Below are 20,413 nucleotides of genomic sequence, written 5' to 3'. Positions count from 1 at the left end.
CATTGGATGGCGGTCGACATAGTTAGTTACGTGTGAGCATAGACAGAGCAAAGCCTTGCGCAAGGCCACTAGTCGGCCAGTACCACGGGGAGTTTGGACAAAAAACGGACAAGAATCGGTTCAGCGGGCGGGATGTTTGTTGCCATTGCGACAGACTCGCAATGGCAACTTTTGAAACGACACAATTATCGGAAAAGTACTACAGACTCCCACTGACTTTATTTGCCACTTCACCCGGCACCCACGACTTCCAGACTTGCGGTTGATCGCGCAGGAAGGCTTCGGCGACCTGACGTGGCTGCTGACGTTTCTCGCTCATCCCGGCCAGGGTCTGGTTCAGCAGATCGATCGGCAAATCGACCTTTTCAAAGAACGTCACCAGTTCCGGATACTGCGCCTTGAACGGTGCAGACACGCCAATCGCCAGGCTTGCCGGCATCGAGCGGGTGCCTTTCGGATGGGGGTTGTTGGCGTCGGCCAGGGTTTTCCAGGCTTCGGCGTCGAACGGCGGCTCTTCCAGCTTCACCAGTTTGAAACGACCGAGCAACGGTGTCGGCGACCAGTAGTAGAACAGCACCGGTTTGCCACGCTTGATCGACGACGCCACCTCGGCATCCAGCGCCGCGCCGGAACCGGTGCGGAAGTTGACGAAGCTGTCGTTCAGCGCATAGGCCTTGAGCTTCTGGCTGTTGACGATTTCCGAGGTCCAGCCGGTCGGGCTGTTGAGGAAACGCCCGCGACTCGGGTCTTCCGGGTCCTTGAACACATCCTTGTAGCGCGGCAGGTCGGCCACGGATTTCAGCTCCGGCGCCAGCGGTTTGATCCCGCGCTCGGGGTCGCCCTTGATCACGTACTCCGGCACCCACCAGCCTTCGGTGGCGCCCTTCACCGTGTCGCCGAGCCCGAACACCTTGCCCTCGGCGGCAGCCTTGACCCACGCCGGACTGCGCCCGGCCCATTCCTCACCGATCACTTGAATGTCGTTTTTTGCCAGCGCCGCTTCGAGGCTGACGGTGCTGCCCGGCAGCGTGTCAGTCGGGTAGCCGTAGCCTTTTTCGACGATCAGGCGCAGCACTTCGGTGATGAAACTGCCGCTTTCCCAGGTGATGTCGCCGAAGTGGATCGGCGCGGTTTTTTCCGCTGCCACGGCGTGGCCGGCAGTCAGGGTCAGGGCCAGCAGCGAACTGCCGAGCAGGGTTTTGATCGATCTCATGCGGACCTCTTGTTCTGGGAGGAAATCAGGGTTTGGTTGGCGCTGTGGCGATTGCACAGGGCCTGGGAACGGGTCATGTACATGCTCACCGAACGCTGGGAGATGCCCAGTTCGGCAGCGATTTGCGGGTAGGTCAGGCCGTCGATGCGCGCCAGCAGAAAGGTCGAGCGCACCTTGCCCGGCAGGCGCTGGAGCGTTCGGTCCAGATGCTTGAGGCTCTGCGACAGATCTGCCAGATCTTCGGGAGACGGCGCGTGATCGAGGTCACTCTGTTGCAGTTGATGCAGATGCCGACGCTCCAGATCGCCCCGCCGCCAGCGCTCATACAGCAGCCGCTGGGCGATGGTGGTGAGCAACGCGCGGGGTTCGCGGATGGCGGTCAGGCCCGGTGCTTCGAGCAGTTGCGCGAAGGTTTCGGCGGCGATGTCTTCGGCGCTGGCTGCATCATTCGATTGCCGGCGCAGACGTGTGCACAACCACTGGTAATGGTCGCGAAACAACGTATTCACATGATTGCGATGGGATGAGTCGGCGCCGGACATGGGGGCTCCTTGGTCAAGGGTCGCTGAATGTCCGGTCGTCCGGTGGCGCGATCCTAGCAAGGTGCCTTATGCGTTAAAAATACTTAAAAAGAATTTTTATATTCCATTAATGAATTAGTCGAAACCGCTAACGCAAGCGGCCATAACCCAGTTCTTCGGCCTCGCGCTGATAATCCAGCAGGACGAGGTAATCGCTTTCGCTGGCAGGCAGGATTTCGGGCAGGCCGAGGATGCGGGCGACGTCGGGCAAGTCTTGAAGGCTGCGGTTCATCGCCCGGCGCAGCTGTTCGATCTGCGTGTCCGAAGCACTGGCAACGGTGATGAAAGGCAAGGTCGGGCTGAACGCACTGCGCGCCACCACCCGCAAGCCATTGACCTCTTCGGCGGCGTGCTGCGCCAGGTAGGCAAAGGTCACGCTGTCGATGGCCGCCAGATCCGCAAGGTCTTCGCGCAACCAGCGCAGGCTTTCGCGATGGCCGCCACTGAGGCCGACCGAAGCGAAAAATCGACCGTCCCGCTGCAACGGCGCCAGACGCTGGCGCAACAGGTTCATGCCGCTGTTGGAGTCCTCGCTGTTGATCACCCCGCGACTGTCGAAGAACTCCGCCAGACTGCGGCGCGGATCATTGGCGCGGGCAAGAATCAGACTGCAATGATTGCCGGCAGTGGCATCCGGCAATTCGTAGCGCGGACGGCCGACAATCCGGACCTGGCCACGCAGCGCGGTCATCAGCGGATAGCCGCAGGTCTGGGTCAGCAGCAACTGCGGCGACAGCCAGAGGTCGGGCAGCGACAAGCCTTCGGCCTTGAGTCGCGAGCGGCCCAGGTGATCGAGAATCCGCGCCAGCCACTGTTCGTTCGCCGCGCGGATCGGCTCGGGGGCGATGTACATCAACAGCTCTGCGTAACCTGACGTCATGGTGGCCTCAAATGAACGGATGCTGCGGACTGTCGATCGGTTTGATGCCGTGCCGACGCCACAGTTGCCCATAACCTTGCACCAGAAATCCACCGCTGCGCGCCACCCATTGCTCCCGACGCATGCGATAGGCCTTGGGCAAGTCGTACCACGCCAGCTTCGGCAAATCGTGGTGCACCAGATGGAAATTCAGGTTCAGGAACAACCAGCGCCACGGCCATCCAGCTTCGTTGAGCACCGTGCGCTGTTCCGGTTGTGCGTGTGGCCGGTGTTCATAGTAGGAGCGAACCATCGCAATCGACAGCGCCGGCACGCTGATCAAAAACAGGTAATGCCCCACCGGCAATACGCTGTAGCGGGCGATGAAAAACAGCATCAGCAAGGTCAGGGTTCCGTGGGTCAGCCACATCAGCCAGGCCTGGCGCTCGCCGTTTTTCAGGCGTTGCAGTTGTTCATTGGCCAGCGCCAGCAACGCCAGCGGTGCGCCAAGAATGAATCGGCCGAGCACGGTCTTGTTCAGCCAGTGCAGGCTGCGTTCGAACAGCGAACTGCCCTGCCAGCGCTCGGCGCTCAGGTAACGGCTTTCGGGGTCGACGCCGGGGATCGTCAGGTCCTCATCGCGATGGTGCTGCAAATGGCTGTCGCGATAGAGCGTGTATGGATACCACACCGCAAACGGCGCGTAGCCGAGGACTTTGTTCACCGAAGTCCAGCGCGTCGGATGCCCGTGAAGCAACTCGTGCTGCACCGACAGCCACAGCACCAGCAACGGAATCAGCAGCAGCGTGCTCCACCAGAGGCCCAGCCATTCGCTGCCCAACACAATCGCGAACCAACCGGCATACACGCCGATCAGCAACAACCAGGTCGGCCAGTCGGTGCGGGCGGTGAAGCGTTGGCGCAGGGCTTCGATCTGTTGGCGATGGGCATCGTCGAAATAATGGGGCATGGCGTGGCTCGGAACGAGGGTCTGATCGTTCTGTGCAACACCAGCGGAAAATCTTGCAGATTATTTTTGCGAGGTTTTTACGGGCGAGACAGGAGCCTGGGAACCAGGCTCCTGAAGGAGGTGATCAATGACCGAAGATGTCGACTTTTTTCGCCCTTTTCTCGTGGCGTTTCTCGATGGCGGTCTTGGCCGGTTTCTTCTTCGCGGCTTTCTTCGAATCCATACCTTTGGACATGATGCGTACTCCACTCAGAGGGGATGTGAGATCAGGTATACACCTATCCCGGCGAGCACGTTGTTTTATAATCCGCGGCTTTTGCACCGGTAGTCCGATTCATGACCGACATCCGTTACAGCCAGCTCGACGACCTGTCCTGGCCCTTGATGAACAAGTTCTACCGCCAACATCAATCGTCGATGAAAGCGGTGCGCGAGGCGCAATTGTGGGTGGCGCGGCGGGAGGAGATTGTTGCTGCGTTGTGTCTGCGGCCGGTATCAGGCGGGCATTGGCTAACCGGATTGTTCGTCGACCCGACCTGCCGCGAACAGGGTATTGCCGCGCAATTGATTGCCGAAGCGGTGAAGGACGTCGAGGCGCCGGTGTGGCTGTTCTGCCACCCGGATCTGCGCGGTTTCTACGAACGGCGCGGCTTCACTTTCGACCCCGCCCTGCCCCAGGCGATGGCCGAGCGCTTGAGCCGTTATGCACGGAGCAAGCCGATGATTGCCATGGAGCTTGCGCCGCGCGCGGACTAGTCAGTCGTCGGCGTTGGGGTCGAGATCCGGGAACATCACTTCGGTGTAACCGAACTTGCTGAAATCGGTAATGCGCGACGGGTACAACCGCCCGATCAGGTGATCGCACTCGTGCTGCACCACCCGTGCATGGAACCCCGAGGCCACGCGCACGATCGGCTGCCCCTTGGGATCGACACCTTCGTAGCGGATCTGCTGATAACGATCTACCGCGCCCCGCAGGCCGGGCACCGACAGGCAGCCTTCGAAGCCCTCTTCCATCAAGGGACTCAACGGCGTGATCAGCGGGTTGATCAGGATCGTCTGCGGCACCGCTTCGGCGTCCGGGTAACGTTCGCTGTGCTCGAAGCCGAAGATCACCAGTTGCAGGTCGACGCCGATCTGCGGCGCGGCCAGGCCGACACCGCCGACGCTTTCCATGGTCTGGAACATGTCGTCGATCAGTTGCCACAGCTCAGGGCTGTCGAGCATCTCGGCGGGCACCGGCGGGGCAATGCGCAGCAGGCGTTCATCGCCCATCTTCAGGATTTCACGGATCATGATCAGGCTTCGTCTGTGTTCGGGTTGAGCGAATGATCGCGCCCAAGTCCGGAAACGTGTTGTTTGGGATGTTCATCGAGTTCGCCGGGGACTTTCTCGCCCGGGTCCTTGCCCTCGCTGGACATGTGTTCGATCACGGCATTCATCTCCGCGCCCAGCAACAGCACGGCAGCGGAAATGTAGAAATACAGCAACAGCACGATGATCGCACCGATGCTGCCATACATGGCGTTGTAGTTGGCGAACGTCTTGACGTAAAACGCGAACCCCAGAGACGCGATGATCCACACCACCACCGCCAGCACCGAGCCCGGGGTGATGAAACGGAATTCCTGTTTGACGTCGGGCATCACGTAGTAGATCAACGCGACAGCCACCATCATCAGGATCACGATCACCGGCCAGCGGGCGATGGTCCATACGGTGACGATGAAGTCTTCCAGCCCGACCTGCCCGGCGATCCAGCCCATCACCTGCGGCCCGAGCACCATCAGCGCGGCAGCGGCCAGCAGCATGCCGGCAATGCCGACGGTGTAGATGATCGACAGCGGGAAGCGCTTCCAGATCGGCCGGCCCTCGACCACGTCGTAGGCCGCGTTCATCGCGCTCATCATCAGGCGCACACCGGCGGACGCGGTGTACAGGGCGACGACGATACCCACGGACAGCAGACCACCCTTGGATTGCTGCAACTGGTCGATCACCGGGTTCACCTGCTCCAGCGCCTGGGGCGGCAACACCAGCTCCGATTGCAGGCGCAGCCAGGAGAAGAAGTCCGGCAGGTGCAGGAAACCGATCAGGGCAATCAGGAACAGAATGAACGGGAACAGCGAGAACAGCATCTGGTAGGCCAGTGCCGAGGCATAAGTCGACATCTCGTCATCCATGAACTCGGTGACGGTGCGCACGATGACCCGGTGCAGGGGCAGGCCTTTCATGTCGGGGAAAATCATTCGCGTCTCCTTTCGCCGCAAAACAGGTTGAAGTCGTGGCGACTCAGGGGCCGTTTTTCTCTCATCAAAGTAGCTTACTTGGCGACTTTGAAACACTGTGATCCGTGACTGTATGTGAACGGGACACGAAAACGGCCATCCTTGGATGGCCGCTTTGTTGTTTCGTTCAAGGCTGGATCAAGCCTTGTCGACGCCTTTCTTGATCGCGTCCTTGGCTTTGCCCACCGCTTGCTGGGCCTCGCCTTTCTTCTCTTGCAGTTTGCCTTCGACTTGCAGTTTGGTGTTGTCGGTGGCTTTACCGATGCCCTGCTTGACGTTGCCGACCGCTTCGTTGGCCATGCCTTTTACTTTATCGCCTGTGCTACTCATGGTGTTTCTCCTTGGTGCATTGAAGGGGAAAAGTCAGTACGTAACGATTGACTGGCCCGGTTTGCGCCAAGTTTCATTTATTTTCAGGGCTTCATTTCGTCGCGGCGTGCAGGTTGCGCTTTATGTTTGCGAGCATTGCCCCGAGAATGCCCACCATAAGGGCGCCAGGCGCCACAGAACCGATCCCGCAGGAATGTTATGAAACTCGATAAAAAGCAGGCCATCGCCCGTCGCAACCAGGAACTGGGCGGTGCCGTGCTCGGCACCAACAACTGCCACTTCGCCGAACTGAACCGCAACCGCAACATCTGGTGGTTCGATCTGCCGGTGTCGCGTCTGGCCATCGGTCAGTACGAGTGGATTCACCTGTTGATGCACACCCCGGCCACCGACGAACTGCTGCACCTGAAAGTGCCGACCGTGTTTCTGCGCGAGAAGCTCGAAGGCCTGGTGATCCGCAACGAAGGCAAGCGCAAGGCAGCCCTGAGCCTGGAACTGAGCGCCGACAAGGACTCGTACCTGCAGGACATGCGCCCGGCAGGCACCAACGTAAACTTCGCACCGTTCCGTCAGTAAGCGATTCCTGCACCAACAAAAAGCCCCGCATCTGCGGGGCTTTTTATTTTATGCGGCGTTCTTCGCCTTGATCTTCTTCAGCTCTTCGTCGCGCAACTCGCGACGCAGGATCTTGCCGACATTGGTGGTCGGCAGCGCATCGCGGAATTCCACCGAACGCGGCACCTTGTAGCCGGTGACGTTGGCGCGCATGTGCTCCATCACCGTTTCCTTGGTCAGCGTGACGCCTGGCTTGGCGACGATAAAGATCTTGATCGCCTCGCCCGACTTCTCGTCCGGAATACCGATGGCCGCGCACTGCAACACGCCCGGCAGGGTCGCCAGCACGTCTTCCAGTTCGTTCGGGTACACGTTGAAACCGGAGACCAGGATCATGTCTTTCTTGCGATCGACAATGCGCATGTAACCGTCCGGCTGGATCAGCGCGATGTCACCGGTCTTCAGCCAGCCTTCGCTGTCGAGCATCTCGTCGGTGGCTTCCTGACGCTGCCAGTAGCCCTTCATCACTTGCGGGCCCTTGACGCACAGCTCGCCGATTTCACCCAGCGGCTGCTCGACGCCGGCATCGTCGATGACTTTGCACAGGGTCGACGGCACTGGAATGCCGATGGTGCCGATCTGGATGTTCTGGATCGGGTTGACCGTAGCCACCGGGCTGGTTTCGGTCATGCCGTAACCTTCGCAGATCGGGCAACCGGTGACCGCTTTCCAGCGCTCGGCGGCGGCCAGTTGCAACGCCATGCCACCGGACAGGGTGACTTTCAGCGCCGAGAAATCCAGCTTGCGGAAACCTTCGTTGTTGCACAGGGCCACGAACAGCGTATTGAGGCCGACGAAACCGCTGAACTTCCACTTCGACAGTTCCTTGACCATCGCCGGCAGGTCGCGCGGGTTGCTGATCAGGATGTTGTGGTTGCCGATCAGCATCATCGCCATGCAATGAAAGGTGAACGCATAGATGTGGTACAGCGGCAGCGGGGTGATCAGGATCTCGCAACCTTCATTGAGGTTGGAGCCCATCAGCGCCTTGCACTGCAACATGTTGGCGACGAGGTTGCGATGGGTGAGCATCGCGCCCTTGGCCACGCCGGTGGTGCCGCCGGTGTATTGCAGCACCGCGACATCGCCGCTGTCCGGGTTGGCTTCGGCGACCGGTTGACCCTGGCCCTTGCTCAGCACGTCGTTGAACTTGACGGCTTTTGGCAGGTGATAGGCCGGCACCATTTTCTTCACGTACTTGATGACGCTGTTGATCAGCAGACGCTTGATCGGCGGCAGCAGGTCGGCGACTTCGGTGACGATGACGTGTTTGACGCCGGTTTTCGGCACCACGGCTTCGGCCAGGTGCGCCATGTTGGCCAGGCACACCAGCGCCTTGGCACCGGAGTCATTGAACTGGTGTTCCATTTCCCGCGCGGTGTACAGCGGGTTGGTGTTGACCACGATCAGCCCGGCACGGATGGCACCGAAGACGGCGACCGGGTACTGCAACACGTTGGGCAGTTGCACGGCGATTCGATCACCGGGCTGCAAATCGGTATGCTGTTGCAGATAAGCGGCAAACGCACCGGACAATTCGTACAGTTCACCGTAGGTGATGGTCTTGCCCAGGTTGCTGAACGCCGGTTTGTCGGCGAAGCGTTGGCAGGATTGCTTCAACACTGCCTGAATATTCGGGTACTCGTCTGGATTGATGTCGGCAGCAATTCCAGCGGGGTACTTATCCTTCCAAAAGTCTTCGATCATGGAAGCCCACTCCTCAGCAACGCGAATTCAGCACCGCATTTGATGCGATTATTATTGGTGTTTGTTTATTGGTGAGTCTGGCTTTTTACAAGGCCGAGAAGTCACAAAGCGCGCCGAGAGTAGCAGCTTTGCCAAGGGTCGACTAGAGCCAAAAGCGGCCCCTACAGTCATTTTCATGACTCAAGAACTACTGGCAGTCATTTTAGAGCAAAAATCCTATAACTCTCTAAAAGCCCCGGAATTCCGGGACAAAAAGCAAAAGATCGCAGCCTTCAGCGGCTTCAAGGAAGCCACCAGAGGCTGCGATCTTCAGGCCTCAACGCGAATGCGTCAGGCGCGGTCATTCAGCGATCAGGCGATATCGCGCAACTCACGCCGCAGAATCTTCCCGACAGGCGTCATCGGCAACGACTCACGCAGCACGATGTGTTTGGGCACCTTGTACGCGGTGAAATTCTCTTTGCAGTAGGCCTTCAGTTCTTCCAGGCTCACGCCGGTTTCCCGCGCCACCACAAACAGCTTCACCGCTTCCCCGGAGCGTTCGTCCGGCACACCGATCACCGCGCAGTTGGCGACTTTCGGGTGGGCCATCACCACGTCTTCGATTTCGTTCGGGTACACGTTGAAACCGGAGACGATGATCATGTCTTTCTTGCGGTCAACGATGCGCACGAAACCGTCCGGATCGATCACCGCGATGTCACCAGACTTGAACCAGCCCTCGGCATCCAGCACCTCGGCGGTGGCCTCGGGTTTCTGCCAGTAGCCCTTCATGATCTGCGGGCCCTTGATGCACAGTTCGCCGCGCTCGCCCAAAGGCTGTTCGACGCCGTCGTCATTGATGACTTTCAACCGGGTGCCCGGCACCGGCAGGCCTACCGTGCCGATTCGTGACAGATCGCCGTAAGGGTTGGTGCAGGCTACTGGCGAGGTTTCAGTCAGGCCGTAACCTTCGGTGATGCGGCAACCGGTGATCTGCTCCCAGCGTTCAGCGGTGGCCTTGACCAGCGCAGTGCCGCCGGAGTTGGTGAGCTTGAGGGTGGAGAAGTCCAGGGTCTTGAAGTCCGGATGATCCATCAGCGCGACGAACAGCGTGTTGAGCCCCAGCAGTGCCGAGAACTTCCAGTTCTTCAGCTCCTTGATGAAACCGCCGATGTCACGCGGGTTGGTGATCAGCACGTTGTGGTTGCCCGACACCATCATGCACATGCAATTCGCGGTGAAGGCATAGATGTGGTACAGCGGCAGCGGCGCGATCATCACCTCCTGCCCTTCGCGCAGCAGCGGCTGGCCGTCGCTGCCGAACTGGCCGAGACAGGCGCGCACCTGCTGCATGTTGGCCACCAGATTGCCGTGGGTGAGCATCGCGCCCTTGGCCAGGCCGGTGGTGCCGCCGGTGTATTGCAGGACGGCGATGTCGTCCAGGCCGACCTTCAGCGGCTTGATACCCAGGCCCCGGCCCATGCGCAAGGCGCTCTTGAAGGAAATCGCCTGGGGCAGCGAGTACGCCGGGACCATTTTCTTCACTTTGCTGACCACGGTGTTGACCAGCCAGCCCTTGGCGGTGGGCATCAGGTCGCCCATCTTCGCTTCGATCAGGTACTGGATGTCGGTGTCCGGCAGCACTTCCTGGACCTTCTGGCCGAACATGTTCAGGTACACCAGCGCCCGGGCACCGGAGTCCTTGAACTGGTGACGCATCTCCCGCGCGGTGTACAGCGGGTTGGTGTTGACCACGATCAGCCCGGCGCGCAGCGCGCCGAACACGGCAATCGGATAATGCAGGACGTTGGGCATCTGCACCGCGATGCGATCCCCCGGCACCAGATCGGTGTGGGCTTGCAGGTAACCGGCGAACGCGGCGCTGTAGCGCTCGAGTTCGGCGTAGGTCAGGGTCACGCCCATGTTGCTGAACGCCGGGCGATCAGCGAATTTCTTGCAGGAACGCTCGAACACCTCGATCACCGACTTGAATTCACCCACGTCGATGTCCAGGGGTACGCCCGCCGGGCGTTTGTCATTCCAGAAATCAGGTTGCATTGTTCTTGTCCTCTTTACCTGAGCCGATCCGGGGCCGCTTCGCTGTCATTTTTCTCTTGTCCTTGAAAAAGCCGAAAGCAAAAAGCGGGGCTTCACGGACACTAGCAGCTATGGTCATTCAGGCAAATATGGGCGACGTCCTCATTGATCGTGTGAATCTTCCAGCCGTGGCGTGAGCTGATCGGACGCGCTATACAATGCAACCTCTGCTGGCCCCTGCAGCAAAAGCATGCAGCAAAAGGAATAGCCATGATCCACGACACTTTCTGGCTGGACGCGAGTGACCGCAGCCGCCTCTTCATCAACCAGTGGCTGCCGAACGCGCCGCTGAAGGCGGTGATTCTGCTGGCCCACGGCATGGCCGAGCACAGCGGTCGTTATGCGCGACTGGCAGAGTCGTTCTGCACCGAAGGTTACGGTGTATACGCGCCCGACTTACGCGGCCATGGCAAAACGGCCGATCAAGGGACGCTCGGGCATTTCGCCGACGACGATGGCTGGTGCAAGGTGGTCGGCGACCTGGCCAGCCTCAACCAGCACATCGGCCAGCGTCATAGCGACGTACCGATCGTGCTGCTCGGGCACAGCATGGGTAGCTACATCGCGCAGGCTTATTTACTGCATCACAGCGCCAGCCTGCACGGCGCGATTCTCAGCGGCTCGAATTTCCAGCCGGTTGCGCTGTACCGCGCAGCCCGGCAGATCGCCCGGTTCGAAAAGCTGCGCCAGGGCGCCAAGGGCCGCAGCGCGCTGATCGAGTGGCTGTCGTTCGGCTCGTTCAACAATAAATTCAAACCGGTGCGCACTGCGTTTGACTGGCTGAGTCGCGACCCGGCCGAAGTCGACAAGTACGCCACCGATCCGCTGTGCGGCTTTCGCTGCACCAATCAGTTGTGGATCGACCTGCTCGGCGGGTTGCAGCAAATCAGCAAAGCGTCCAATCTCGCCCAGATCGACCCGGGCCTGCCGCTGCTGGTGATTGGCGGCGAATGTGATCCGGTGAGCGAAGGCAAGCGTCTGACTGATCTGGCCAATGCCTTGCGCTCGGCCGGCAGCCAGAACCTGCAACTGAAGATCTACCCGCAGGCGCGGCACGAATTGTTCAACGAGACCAACCGCGACGAAGTGACCGCCGATGTGCTGGCCTGGATCGACCAGGCGCTCAGCCATCGCCGCCCTCACCGCAGCGAATAATTTTTTGTGGATTCATTTAATCCGTCACAGGAATCAAGACCGATGACCCAGGTTACCAACATCCCTTACGAAGCCCTCGAAGTCGGCCAGACCGCCAGCTACAGCAAGACTGTCGAAGAGCGCGACATCCAGCTGTTCGCCGCGATGTCCGGCGACCACAACCCGGTGCACCTGGACGCCGAGTTTGCCGCCGCCAGCATGTTCAAGGAACGCATCGCCCACGGCATGTTCAGCGGCGCGCTGATCAGTGCGGCCGTGGCGTGCGAGCTGCCTGGGCCGGGCACCATTTATATCGGTCAGCAGATGAGCTTCCAGAAACCGGTAAAGATTGGCGACACCCTGACCGTACGCCTGGAAATCCTCGAGAAACTGCCGAAATTCCGCGTGCGCATTGCCACTCGCGTATTCAACCAGCGCGATGAATTGGTCGTGGACGGTGAAGCCGAGATTCTGGCTCCACGTAAACAACAGACCGTTACCCTGCCGACCTTGCCGGCGATCAGCATCGGCTGATCAATCTCGGTTAAATCCGGACACAAAAAAACGCCAGACTAGCTGGCGTTTTTTCTTGGCCCCGAACGCTTAAGAGCGTGCGCGAGCCTGGTTACGCAGGGCTTTCACTTGATCGTGATTGCGTTGCACGCCGTGGTACTGGCGTTCGACCAGATCACGGATGCCCACCAGGTTGTGCTTGTTGATCTTCTCGATCGCTTCACGATAGGCCTTCAGGGCATGGTCTTCACCGCGCTCGGCTTCGTTGAGCACCGCTTCTTCGTCCTTACCGGTAAACACGGCTTTGACGTCGACCCAGCGACGATGCAGATCGCCGCTGACGCTGGTGGAAGTTTCCGGATCGCCACCCATTGAACGCACGGTCGCCTGCAATTCGGCGGCAGCCGTAGCGCAGTCGGCGGAGCGTTTCACGAACAGGGTTTTCAGTTCAGGGTGTTTGATGTCTTCTGCACAGGTCTTGAACCCTTCCTGACCGTCCTTGCTGGTTTCAATCAGATCGTTGAGGACGGAGATGGCTTCTTTATTGAGGTCAGTCATTTTTCAATTCCTTGCGTTCGGTGGAAGGTGCAAGGAGTGTTGCAGTGGCCGTGCCAGTTTTTTCTATTGAATTTATTCTTTTATTTTCAACAAGTTACTCATAAAGACGAAATCTGTATGCCTGTTATTTGCATGATCTGTCATTTGGCCTGCATGCAGAATGCCTGTATTTTCCAGACTGTTTTGAACTCAGACGATCCGTGCAATGAATCCCGAAAAACTCGAACTGCTGATTACCCGCGAAATGCCCTTCGGCAAATACAAGGGACGGATCATCGCCGACCTCCCCGGCCCGTACCTGAACTGGTTCGCCCGGGAAGGTTTCCCCCACGGCGAACTCGGCGGCCTTTTGGCGCTGATGCAGGAAATCGATCACAACGGCCTGTCGGAGCTGCTTGAACCGCTGCGCGCCAAACATGGCAAACCCGCCCCGCGCCACTGAGGCGCATCCTGATCCGAGTCGACCATGCCCGATAACACCCGCCGCGCCCGAGACGAAGCCTTCTGGCAAACCTTCGCCGACCGTTACGACCGCCACCCCGGCCCCGTGAACCTGGAAAACGGCTACTTCGGGCGCATGTCGCGCACCGTGGTCGAGGACTATCAGCGCCACATCGAGCTGATCAACAACAGCAACTCGATCTACGTGCGCCAACGCTTTGAACAGCACGACAGCCTCGACATCCGCGCGCAACTGGCCGAGTTGATCGGCGTGCGTGCGCAAAGCATCGCCTTCACCCAGAACGCCACCGCTGGCCTGCAGTCGCTGATCCGCAACTACAACCGTCTCGAACCTGGCGATCAGGTGCTGATCTGCGATCTGGAATACGACACGGTCAAGGGCGCCATGCGTTGGCTGGCCCGCCATCGCGGGGTCGAGGTGATCGAGATCGAGCACGCGCACCCGGCCAGCTTCGACAGCCTGCTGGCGACCTACCGCGAAGCCTTCACTCGCTATCCGAAGCTCAAGCTGATGGCGCTGACCCACGTCACCCACCGCACCGGACTGGTGATGCCGGTGCAGGCCATCGCCTCGCTGGCCAAGGAACATGGCGTCGATATCATCCTTGATGGCGCCCATGCCCTCGGCCAGATCGAGTTCGATCTGGAAGCGCTGGGCATCGCCTTCGCCGGGTACAACCTGCACAAATGGATCGGCTCGCCGCTGACCCTGGGCTTTCTGTATATCGCCCCGCAACGCCTGGCCGACATCGACCCGGACATGGGCGAGATGCATTTCCCGCTCAACGACATCCGCTCGCGCACACCCCACAGCACGCCGAACATTCCGGCGCTGATGACCCTGCCGCTGGTGTTCGAGGAACACCGCTCACTCGGTGGCGCGGCGGCCAAGGGCGCACGGGTCAATTACCTGCGCAACCTGTGGGTCAGCGCCGTGCGCAATCTGCCGGGCATCGAAGTCACGACCCCGGACGATCCACGTCTGTATTGCGGCATCACCTCGATGCGTTTTACCCGGCATGCCGACCAGCAGGCGATGGTCGAACGCCTGCTCAACGACTACAACCTGTTCACCGTCGTGCGCAACGGCGCAGCCTGCGGGCCGTGCATCCGCATCACGCCGTCGTTGACCACGACGGCGGCGGAGATCCAGTCGCTGGTTCTGGCGCTGAATGAACTGCGTTAAACCGTGTACTTGTCGAAGTCCTCGGGCTTGATCTGCGACGACACCGCAAAGGTGTCGATGCCGATCGTGAGGTGGCCGAAGTAACCGTCCTCATGGGAGTCGCGGCCGATCGGCCACACGGTCAGGGTCGAGTCTTCCCCACCCATGTTGGCGTAATAGACATCGTTGGCATTGCACACAGGCTCCGAGCCGCGCCCGCGATACGCCTTGGCGTTGAGCACCCCGCGAGAAACCACCTCGGGGAAGTACAGCTGTCCGACCCAGGCCACATTGCGCTCGTCCAGGTATTCGTTGCCGGCGACGATGCGCACCGCCACGTGAATGTGCAGGGCACGTCCGGCATAAAACCCCGGATAGATTGTGGTGAAGCGCACCCTGCCCTTGTGATCGCTGAACTGACCGCCGCGCAGGTAGGTGTCGTCGTCGGTTCGCGGGATTGAACCGATGTCTTCGACATCGACTTCCTGGTCCGGGTTGACCCGACTCCAGCCGGAATAGGCGCCCCGTGCGTTGCAGTGCCAGATATCCACCAGTGCACCGCTGACCGGTTCGGCGGTCATCGCATCGACGATGGTCAGGCGCAGCAGCAAGGGCAGGCCCTCAGCGCCTTCACTGATGTTGCGGCGCAGCAGTTTGGGATTGCGAAAATACGGCCCGGCGACTTGCTCGGGGGCCAGTTGATAAACCGATGGCGCTGAAGGCTGGTTATCCATGACGCGTTCTCTCTTCCATAAGATGAACGCAGGTTAGCGCCCCACGCGAAGCCGGGTGCGGTAACTATGTATCTCCAGATAACGTATCTCGAGATAACGAAGGTTTTTTGCGGGCAAAAAAAAACGGTGCACCGACCAAGCGCACCGTTAAAGCCGTAGAACACACAACGAAGTGTCAGGAAAAAACTATTTCAGAAACATCAGTCCAGCAGCGCCAGAGCCTCGGCGGTGCATTCCTGAATGCGCGCCCAGTCGCCGTTCTTGATCCACTCAGGATCCAGCATCCAGCTGCCGCCCACGCACATGACGTTTTTCAGCGCCATGTAGCTCTTGATGTTGGCCGGGCCGACACCGCCAGTCGGGCAGAATTTCACTTCGCCGAACGGGCCGCCGAGAGCCTTGATGGCTGCGACGCCGCCGCTGACTTCAGCCGGGAACAGCTTGAAGCGGCGATAACCCAGGCCATAGCCTTCCATGATGCCGGAGGCGTTGCTGATGCCCGGCAGCAGCGGGATCGGGCTTTCGACGCTGGCTTCCAGCAGGTCACGGGTGATGCCCGGGGTGACGATGAATTGCGAACCGGCCGCTTCGGCCGCGGCCAGCATGTTGCGGTCGAGTACGGTGCCGGCACCGGTCACCAGCTCCGGGCGCTGTTCGCGCAGGATCTGGATCGCCTTGAGGCCGAACTGCGAACGCAGGGTCACTTCCAGCGCGGTCAGACCACCGGCGGCCAGGGCGTCGGCCAGCGGCAACACGTCCTGTTCACGGGCGATGGTGATCACCGGCAGGATCCGCGCCTTGGCGCAGAGGCTGTCGATCAGGGCAACTTTGTCCGCCATGGAAACGGTCGGGGATGGGGTTGTCATAGCGGCTGTTCCTTGGCTCATGGGCACCAGTAAATCTCTAACGTAGGTTGCAGAAACGCGCGAACCGGCATGGCGGCGACGTCGTTGGATGCCAGTGCGGCATTCAGGGTGGTCAGTTTCGACTGACCGGAAATCGACAGAATCTTGTGCCGCGCCGAGGCCAGCAGCGCCCGGCTCATGGTCAAGCGTTGACGCGGCACGCTTGGCGCCAGCATCGGCCAGCAGCGACGGGTGCCATCGGCTTGCAGGGCTTCAGTCAGGTTCGGGCTGTCCGGGAACAACGACGCGGTGTGACCGTCATCGCCCATGCCCAACACCAGCACGTCGATGGGCGGCAACTCGGCGAGCAACCGATCGGCCTGCTCCGCAGCCTGCTCGACGTTGGCCGCCGCGCTGTAAAGGCTGAGGAACTGCGCCTTGGCCGCCGGGCCCTTGAGCAGATACTGCTTGAGCAGGCCGGCATTGCTGTCGGCGTGTTCGACCGGCACCCAGCGCTCGTCGGCCAGGGTCACGACGACCTTCGACCAGTCCAGCGCCTGCTTGGCCAGGTGCTGGAAAAACGCCACGGGGCTGCGACCGCCGGACACCACCAGCACAGCGTTGCCGCGCGCTGCCAATGCATCGCTCAACTGCTTGGCGACATTCAGCGCCAAGCCTTCGGCGAGCAACACCGGGCTCTTGAATTCGTGGGCATTTACGCCCGCGGGCAGTTTCACATCAGATATCGCCATACCACGACCTCCCGTCCCGCGTGATCAATGCAATGGAGCTCATCGGCCCCCACGACCCGGCCGCATACGGCTTGGGCGCGTCACCGGATTTTTTCCACCCGGCGATCAACTGGTCACACCACTTCCACGCGGCTTCGATTTCATCTTTACGGACAAACAGGTTCTGATTGCCGTTCATCACTTCCAGCAACAACCGCTCGTAGGCGTCGGGGATCCGCGCGCTGCGCCAGGTGTCGGAGAAATTCAGTTGCAACGGGCCGCTGCGCAGCTGCATGCCCTTGTCCAGGCCTTGATCCTTGGTCATCACACGCAGGGAAATGCCTTCGTCCGGTTGCAGACGGATGATCAGTTTGTTGCTGATCTGCAGGCGCTGCTCCGGGGCGAAGATGTAGTGCGACGGTTCCTTGAAGTGGATGACGATCTGCGACAGTTTCTGCGGCATACGCTTGCCGGTTCGCAGGTAAAACGGCACGCCGGCCCAGCGCCAGTTGCGGATATCGGCACGCAGGGCGACGAAGGTTTCGGTGTCGCTCTGGGTGTTGGAATTCGGCTCTTCCAGGTAACCCGGTACGGATTTTCCTTCGCTGTGGCCGGCAATGTACTGGCCGCGCACCACTTGAGTGGTCAGGCCTTCCGGGCTGATCGGCGCCAGCGCCTTGAGCACTTTCACTTTTTCGTCACGGATGCTGTCGGCGGACAGGTCGGCCGGCGGGTCCATGGCGATCAGGCAAAGCAGTTGCAGCAGGTGGTTCTGGATCATGTCGCGCAGCTGGCCGGCCTTGTCGAAATAGCCCCAGCGGCCTTCAATGCCGACCTTCTCGGCCACGGTGATTTCCACGTGGGAGATGTAATGCTGGTTCCACTGGGTTTCGAACAGGCTGTTGGCGAAACGCAGGGCGATCAGGTTTTGTACCGTCTCTTTGCCCAGGTAGTGGTCGATGCGGTAGGTGCGGTTCTCCGGGAAGAACTGCGCCACGGCGTCGTTGACCTTGCGCGAGGATTCCAGGTCCGAGCCGATCGGTTTTTCCAGCACCACGCGGGTGTTTTCGGCCAGACCGACTTTCGCCAGGTTCTCGCAGATCGCGCCATACACCGCCGCCGGGGTGGCGAAGTAGGCAATCATGCGTTGTTTGGTGCCCGCCAGTTCGGCCAGCGCCGCGTAATCTTCAGCCTTCAGGAAGTCGACGTGCAGGTAGGTCAGGCGCGCCAGAAAGCGCTCGGCCACGGCCTCGTCCAGTTCCTTGCCCACGTAGCGGCGCAGTTCGGCGGCAATGAATGCCATGTGCTGCTGTTCGGTGCCTTCTTCACGGGCCAGCGCGATAATACGCGTGTCCTCGTGCAGCAGGCCGGCGCCATCCAGGTGATAAAGGGCAGGAAACAGCTTGCGCAGGGCCAGATCGCCCAAGGCGCCGAACAAGGCGAAGGTGCACGGTTCAACCGTAATCGAAGGCATGATGTTTGTTCTTTTATCAAGTTAAGCTACAAATACCTTTTTTCAAGGCATCACTCAAGGGAAAATGTAGTAATAACCACAACATTTTCGCAAAATACAGATTCCGAGTGGTGGTCGGTCGGAGCCATCAGTAGGATAGGCCACCGTCACGGGCCACATCAAAGGCCCAATTTGCATAGCCGCGCGCTTATCGGCGCCGGTGAATCTAGGAATTCTTATGGACCGCGTGCGAAATTTACTGGAACAGATCCAGAGTCGCCTTGAAGAGCTGAACAAGGCCGAACGCAAAGTCGCCGAAGTGATCCTGCTCAACCCACAGCAGGCCACCCGCTTCAGTATCGCCGCCCTCGCCCAGGCGGCGTCGGTCAGTGAACCGACGGTCAACCGTTTCTGCCGTTCGTTCGGTGTCAGCGGCTACCCTGAACTCAAGCTGCAACTGGCCCAGAGCCTGGCCAGCGGCGCGGCGTATGTCAGCCGTGCAGTGGAAGCTGATGACAATCCCGAAGCCTACACACAGAAAATTTTCGGCAGCGCCATCGCCTCGCTCGACAGCGCCTGCCAGGCGCTGGACCCGAACCTGATCAGCCGCGCCGTCGACCTGTTGATCCAGGCCCGGCAGATCCACTTCTTCGGCCTCGGCGCCTCGGCCCCGGTGGCTTTGGATGCGCAGCACAAATTCTTCCGTTTCAACCTGGCGGTGACCGCCCACGCCGATGTGCTGATGCAACGGATGATTGCGTCGGTGGCGCACACTGGCGAGCTGTTCGTGATCATTTCCTACACCGGGCGCACCCGCGAACTGGTGGAAGTGGCGCGCATCGCCCGGGAGAACGGTGCTTCGGTACTGGGCCTGACCGCCGAGAACTCGCCACTGGCCAAGGCCAGTACGCTTAGCCTGAACATTCCGCTGCCGGAAGACACCGACATCTACATGCCGATGACTTCGCGGATCATTCAATTGACGGTGCTGGATGTGCTGGCGACGGGGATGACTTTGCGTCGCGGGGTGGATTTCCAGCCGCATCTGCGCAAGATCAAAGAGAGCTTGAATGCGAGCCGGTATCCGGTGGGTGACGAGTTCAACTGAAGATCAAAAGCCCCTCACCCCAGCCCTCTCCCGGAGGGAGAGGGAGCCGACCGAGGTGTCTTGCGTTATACATCGACCTGAAAGATTGGGTCGATTATGGATTCGGTACTGCAATTTCACGTCGGCGTAACTCGTCAGCATCCCGCGGTCAGTCCCCTCTCCCTCCGGGAGAGGGCTAGGGTGAGGGCAGCAGTGGAACTGACCCACTCAAGCAGCAGCCCAAGCCTGCAAACTCAAATGCGCCTTCTCCCCCGGCGCCAGATGCAAGCTGTCGGTTCCCCCCGCCGCCGCTTCAACACAGACAAATTCCGAGATCTCATCCCAAGTCACGCCCAGCAACGGCCGCGCCCCCGGGTGCCACACCACCGTGTCCGCGCTGTCACCGGTATCGATGCACAACTCGCGCTGCCAGGCGTGATCCTTGAGCTGCAATTCGCCGTCGTGCTGGAACACGCGCTGACAGCCGCCATCGACCCGTAATTCGCCTTCCTGCTGACAAATCTCACGGTTCAACTGATCGTAACCCTGCGCCCCTTCGAGCCCAGACAGCGCTATCTCACTCACATCGCCAATACGCCAGTAAGCGTGCAAAGCCTGGCTCAACTGGCACGGCATGTCGTCCTGATGCTCGGTGCTCAGGCGCAATTCCATGCGTTCACCCAGGTGCGCGTGCAGGTCCACCTGCCAGTCGCACAGCTGCAATTGCCAATGCAGGCGCACGCCGTCATCGCTGGTGCTGCTGTCGAGCAGTTTCCAGTCCAATAGTCGCGCCCAGCCGTGGGACGGCCACGCGTTTTCGCTCGGATGACGGCCATACCACGGCCAGCAAACCGGCACACCGCCACGGATCGCGCCGACATGCGGCCACTTTGCCGCACACCACAGCCACGGTTTTTGCCCGCGCGGTTGAAAATGCAGCAACTGCGCGCCCTGACGACTGAACACCGCCTGACACAGCGGATGGTCGATCACCAGCACATCGCGCATCTGATAGCGCTCCCAGGCGAACACCGGTCGTTCGCGCAAGGATTTGAAGAAGCGTTGCAGCGGATGCTCATGCATGGGCCA

22 protein-coding genes are annotated in these 20,413 nt (G+C 60.2%); 7 read left to right on the top strand and 15 right to left on the bottom strand.

What is annotated here, in order from left to right; all coding sequences use genetic code 11:
- Window positions 1-199: 199 nt before the first annotated feature.
- The 4 genes from AC1RR7_RS17750 to AC1RR7_RS17735 form a co-directional block, all read right to left on the bottom strand.
- Window positions 200-1,213, bottom strand: coding sequence for an ABC transporter substrate-binding protein (locus tag AC1RR7_RS17750; protein WP_096818220.1), 1,014 nt, complete (start codon window positions 1,211-1,213; stop codon window positions 200-202).
- Window positions 1,210-1,755 (bottom strand): sigma-70 family RNA polymerase sigma factor, encoded by a 546-nt coding sequence (locus tag AC1RR7_RS17745; RefSeq protein ID WP_102621301.1) that lies wholly within the window; start codon window positions 1,753-1,755, stop codon window positions 1,210-1,212. Before AC1RR7_RS17745 ends, AC1RR7_RS17750 begins: the two co-directional genes overlap by 4 nt.
- A gap of 127 nt (window positions 1,756-1,882) precedes the next feature.
- Window positions 1,883-2,674, bottom strand: a complete 792-nt coding sequence (locus tag AC1RR7_RS17740; protein WP_493158069.1) for a phosphate/phosphite/phosphonate ABC transporter substrate-binding protein — start codon at window positions 2,672-2,674, stop codon at window positions 1,883-1,885.
- 7 nt (window positions 2,675-2,681) lie between these two features.
- A complete protein-coding gene (locus AC1RR7_RS17735; RefSeq protein WP_493065992.1) occupies window positions 2,682-3,623 on the bottom strand; it encodes a fatty acid desaturase in 942 nt (313 codons plus the stop codon).
- A gap of 336 nt (window positions 3,624-3,959) precedes the next feature.
- On the opposite strand from AC1RR7_RS17735, the gene AC1RR7_RS17730 reads away from it, so the two are divergent.
- A complete protein-coding gene (locus AC1RR7_RS17730; protein ID WP_493158068.1) occupies window positions 3,960-4,379 on the top strand; it encodes a GNAT family N-acetyltransferase in 420 nt (139 codons plus the stop codon).
- Here the strand turns inward: AC1RR7_RS17730 and def are convergent, their stop codons facing one another.
- The 3 genes from def to AC1RR7_RS17715 form a co-directional block, all read right to left on the bottom strand.
- The gene (def, locus tag AC1RR7_RS17725; protein ID WP_096818225.1) at window positions 4,380-4,919 is read right to left on the bottom strand and encodes a peptide deformylase; all 540 of its coding nucleotides are present in this window, start codon (window positions 4,917-4,919) and stop codon (window positions 4,380-4,382) included. It abuts the gene before it with no gap.
- A 2-nt stretch (window positions 4,920-4,921) separates the two neighbouring features.
- On the bottom strand, window positions 4,922-5,872 hold the full coding sequence (locus AC1RR7_RS17720) for a YihY/virulence factor BrkB family protein (RefSeq protein WP_096818226.1): 951 nt from the start codon (window positions 5,870-5,872) through the stop codon (window positions 4,922-4,924).
- Between the two features lie 177 nt (window positions 5,873-6,049).
- Complete coding sequence (locus AC1RR7_RS17715; protein WP_096818227.1) at window positions 6,050-6,241, bottom strand: CsbD family protein; 192 nt, start codon at window positions 6,239-6,241, stop codon at window positions 6,050-6,052.
- A 198-nt stretch (window positions 6,242-6,439) separates the two neighbouring features.
- Here AC1RR7_RS17715 and AC1RR7_RS17710 point away from each other — a divergent pair, with 198 nt between their 5' ends.
- A complete protein-coding gene (locus tag AC1RR7_RS17710) occupies window positions 6,440-6,817 on the top strand; it encodes a hypothetical protein (protein ID WP_007951149.1) in 378 nt (125 codons plus the stop codon).
- Window positions 6,818-6,865: 48 nt separating this feature from the next.
- On the opposite strand, the gene fadD1 is transcribed toward AC1RR7_RS17710, so the two are convergent.
- Both fadD1 and fadD2 read right to left on the bottom strand, forming a co-directional pair.
- Window positions 6,866-8,563, bottom strand: coding sequence for a long-chain-fatty-acid--CoA ligase FadD1 (fadD1, locus tag AC1RR7_RS17705; RefSeq protein ID WP_096818229.1), 1,698 nt, complete (start codon window positions 8,561-8,563; stop codon window positions 6,866-6,868).
- 351 nt (window positions 8,564-8,914) lie between these two features.
- Entirely contained in the window at window positions 8,915-10,603 is a 1,689-nt protein-coding gene (gene fadD2, locus AC1RR7_RS17700; protein WP_493158067.1) for a long-chain-fatty-acid--CoA ligase FadD2, read from the bottom strand.
- Window positions 10,604-10,852: 249 nt separating this feature from the next.
- Between fadD2 and AC1RR7_RS17695 the strand changes: the two genes are divergently transcribed.
- The gene (locus AC1RR7_RS17695; protein ID WP_273539088.1) at window positions 10,853-11,797 is read left to right on the top strand and encodes an alpha/beta hydrolase; all 945 of its coding nucleotides are present in this window, start codon (window positions 10,853-10,855) and stop codon (window positions 11,795-11,797) included.
- Between the two features lie 42 nt (window positions 11,798-11,839).
- Window positions 11,840-12,310 (top strand): MaoC family dehydratase, encoded by a 471-nt coding sequence (locus AC1RR7_RS17690; RefSeq protein ID WP_003227420.1) that lies wholly within the window; start codon window positions 11,840-11,842, stop codon window positions 12,308-12,310.
- 69 nt (window positions 12,311-12,379) lie between these two features.
- On the opposite strand, the gene AC1RR7_RS17685 is transcribed toward AC1RR7_RS17690, so the two are convergent.
- A complete protein-coding gene (locus AC1RR7_RS17685; RefSeq protein ID WP_096818237.1) occupies window positions 12,380-12,847 on the bottom strand; it encodes a PA2169 family four-helix-bundle protein in 468 nt (155 codons plus the stop codon).
- A 205-nt stretch (window positions 12,848-13,052) separates the two neighbouring features.
- Between AC1RR7_RS17685 and AC1RR7_RS17680 the strand changes: the two genes are divergently transcribed.
- Together AC1RR7_RS17680 and AC1RR7_RS17675 are read left to right on the top strand one after the other, a co-directional pair.
- Window positions 13,053-13,289 (top strand): DUF3820 family protein, encoded by a 237-nt coding sequence (locus AC1RR7_RS17680; protein WP_003213031.1) that lies wholly within the window; start codon window positions 13,053-13,055, stop codon window positions 13,287-13,289.
- A 24-nt stretch (window positions 13,290-13,313) separates the two neighbouring features.
- Complete coding sequence (locus AC1RR7_RS17675) at window positions 13,314-14,495, top strand: aminotransferase class V-fold PLP-dependent enzyme (protein ID WP_493158066.1); 1,182 nt, start codon at window positions 13,314-13,316, stop codon at window positions 14,493-14,495.
- On the opposite strand, the gene AC1RR7_RS17670 is transcribed toward AC1RR7_RS17675, so the two are convergent.
- From AC1RR7_RS17670 to zwf, 4 genes are all read right to left on the bottom strand, one after another.
- Window positions 14,492-15,208: an intradiol ring-cleavage dioxygenase gene (locus tag AC1RR7_RS17670; RefSeq protein ID WP_096818241.1), complete on the bottom strand. Its 717-nt coding sequence runs from the start codon at window positions 15,206-15,208 to the stop codon at window positions 14,492-14,494. The genes AC1RR7_RS17675 and AC1RR7_RS17670 overlap by 4 nt on opposite strands.
- Before the next feature lie 200 nt (window positions 15,209-15,408).
- Window positions 15,409-16,074: a bifunctional 4-hydroxy-2-oxoglutarate aldolase/2-dehydro-3-deoxy-phosphogluconate aldolase gene (locus AC1RR7_RS17665; RefSeq protein ID WP_011335602.1), complete on the bottom strand. Its 666-nt coding sequence runs from the start codon at window positions 16,072-16,074 to the stop codon at window positions 15,409-15,411.
- A gap of 17 nt (window positions 16,075-16,091) precedes the next feature.
- Complete coding sequence (gene pgl / locus AC1RR7_RS17660; RefSeq protein ID WP_096818242.1) at window positions 16,092-16,805, bottom strand: 6-phosphogluconolactonase; 714 nt, start codon at window positions 16,803-16,805, stop codon at window positions 16,092-16,094.
- Window positions 16,792-18,258 carry a glucose-6-phosphate dehydrogenase gene (gene zwf / locus AC1RR7_RS17655; RefSeq protein ID WP_085709658.1) on the bottom strand — a complete coding sequence of 489 codons (1,467 nt, stop codon included), beginning with the start codon at window positions 18,256-18,258 and terminating at the stop codon, window positions 16,792-16,794. The genes pgl and zwf overlap by 14 nt, the downstream gene beginning before the upstream one ends.
- A 226-nt stretch (window positions 18,259-18,484) precedes the next feature.
- Between zwf and AC1RR7_RS17650 the strand changes: the two genes are divergently transcribed.
- On the top strand, window positions 18,485-19,345 hold the full coding sequence (locus AC1RR7_RS17650; RefSeq protein WP_169842436.1) for a MurR/RpiR family transcriptional regulator: 861 nt from the start codon (window positions 18,485-18,487) through the stop codon (window positions 19,343-19,345).
- Window positions 19,346-19,552: 207 nt separating this feature from the next.
- Here AC1RR7_RS17650 and AC1RR7_RS17645 read toward each other — a convergent pair whose 3' ends face one another.
- Window positions 19,553-20,407: a D-hexose-6-phosphate mutarotase gene (locus AC1RR7_RS17645; protein ID WP_102621293.1), complete on the bottom strand. Its 855-nt coding sequence runs from the start codon at window positions 20,405-20,407 to the stop codon at window positions 19,553-19,555.
- Between the last annotated feature and the right edge of the window lie 6 nt (window positions 20,408-20,413).

The organism is Pseudomonas sp. GW821-FHT11G12 (assembly GCF_058808055.1).
The sequence above is the reverse complement of the archived record's forward strand: the minus strand, read 5'-3'. Positions and strand labels throughout refer to the sequence as shown.

Bases quoted from the DNA above. Each gene is read 5' to 3' on its own strand.
- AC1RR7_RS17710 (WP_007951149.1), top strand. From the start codon at position 6,440: ATGAAACTCGATAAAAAGCAGGCCATCGCCCGTCGCAACCAGGAACTG.
- AC1RR7_RS17675 (WP_493158066.1), top strand. From the start codon at position 13,314: ATGCCCGATAACACCCGCCGCGCCCGAGACGAAGCCTTCTGGCAAACC.
- AC1RR7_RS17735 (WP_493065992.1), bottom strand. From the start codon at position 3,623: ATGCCCCATTATTTCGACGATGCCCATCGCCAACAGATCGAAGCCCTG.
- AC1RR7_RS17720 (WP_096818226.1), bottom strand. From the start codon at position 5,872: ATGATTTTCCCCGACATGAAAGGCCTGCCCCTGCACCGGGTCATCGTG.
- AC1RR7_RS17645 (WP_102621293.1), bottom strand. From the start codon at position 20,407: ATGCATGAGCATCCGCTGCAACGCTTCTTCAAATCCTTGCGCGAACGA.
- AC1RR7_RS17680 (WP_003213031.1), top strand. From the start codon at position 13,053: ATGAATCCCGAAAAACTCGAACTGCTGATTACCCGCGAAATGCCCTTC.
- pgl (WP_096818242.1), bottom strand. From the start codon at position 16,805: ATGGCGATATCTGATGTGAAACTGCCCGCGGGCGTAAATGCCCACGAA.
- AC1RR7_RS17740 (WP_493158069.1), bottom strand. From the start codon at position 2,674: ATGACGTCAGGTTACGCAGAGCTGTTGATGTACATCGCCCCCGAGCCG.
- AC1RR7_RS17695 (WP_273539088.1), top strand. From the start codon at position 10,853: ATGATCCACGACACTTTCTGGCTGGACGCGAGTGACCGCAGCCGCCTC.
- AC1RR7_RS17730 (WP_493158068.1), top strand. From the start codon at position 3,960: ATGACCGACATCCGTTACAGCCAGCTCGACGACCTGTCCTGGCCCTTG.
- AC1RR7_RS17685 (WP_096818237.1), bottom strand. From the start codon at position 12,847: ATGACTGACCTCAATAAAGAAGCCATCTCCGTCCTCAACGATCTGATT.
- AC1RR7_RS17690 (WP_003227420.1), top strand. From the start codon at position 11,840: ATGACCCAGGTTACCAACATCCCTTACGAAGCCCTCGAAGTCGGCCAG.
- zwf (WP_085709658.1), bottom strand. From the start codon at position 18,258: ATGCCTTCGATTACGGTTGAACCGTGCACCTTCGCCTTGTTCGGCGCC.
- fadD1 (WP_096818229.1), bottom strand. From the start codon at position 8,563: ATGATCGAAGACTTTTGGAAGGATAAGTACCCCGCTGGAATTGCTGCC.
- AC1RR7_RS17745 (WP_102621301.1), bottom strand. From the start codon at position 1,755: ATGTCCGGCGCCGACTCATCCCATCGCAATCATGTGAATACGTTGTTT.
- AC1RR7_RS17665 (WP_011335602.1), bottom strand. From the start codon at position 16,074: ATGACAACCCCATCCCCGACCGTTTCCATGGCGGACAAAGTTGCCCTG.
- AC1RR7_RS17715 (WP_096818227.1), bottom strand. From the start codon at position 6,241: ATGAGTAGCACAGGCGATAAAGTAAAAGGCATGGCCAACGAAGCGGTC.
- AC1RR7_RS17670 (WP_096818241.1), bottom strand. From the start codon at position 15,208: ATGGATAACCAGCCTTCAGCGCCATCGGTTTATCAACTGGCCCCCGAG.
- AC1RR7_RS17750 (WP_096818220.1), bottom strand. From the start codon at position 1,213: ATGAGATCGATCAAAACCCTGCTCGGCAGTTCGCTGCTGGCCCTGACC.
- def (WP_096818225.1), bottom strand. From the start codon at position 4,919: ATGATCCGTGAAATCCTGAAGATGGGCGATGAACGCCTGCTGCGCATT.
- fadD2 (WP_493158067.1), bottom strand. From the start codon at position 10,603: ATGCAACCTGATTTCTGGAATGACAAACGCCCGGCGGGCGTACCCCTG.